This is a genomic window from Pseudomonas sp. ICMP 460, assembly GCF_002723595.1.
In the GTDB taxonomy this organism is placed as follows: Bacteria; Pseudomonadota; Gammaproteobacteria; order Pseudomonadales; family Pseudomonadaceae; genus Aquipseudomonas; species Aquipseudomonas kitaguniensis.
In genome coordinates this window covers 1-202 of record NZ_LKBR01000092.1, presented here as the reverse complement: position 1 = coordinate 202, position 202 = coordinate 1, and the positions used below count along the sequence as shown (strand labels likewise).

General features: G+C 55.9%; 1 protein-coding gene. It reads right to left on the bottom strand.

From position 1 onward, the window contains the following. Positions 1 to 202 (bottom strand): immunoglobulin-like domain-containing protein (locus AO240_RS28190; protein WP_371918686.1); only part of this gene is annotated, 202 nt, incomplete at both ends.

The window sequence follows — 202 nt, the reverse complement described above, 5'->3', positions numbered from 1 at the left end:
ATCGTAGTGCTGACGGTGGAACCGTTGGCGTAAACATCGTTGGCCGGAGTATCCACGGCCACGGTGCCAACCGACTCACCCGCCTTAATAGTGATCACCGAGCCATTGCTCAGTGTCACGTTTACCGGCGTCTGCGCAGGATTGGTCAAAGTAGCGGTGTAGGTAATCTGACCGCCTTCGGTGACCGAATTGTTTGCGGTCA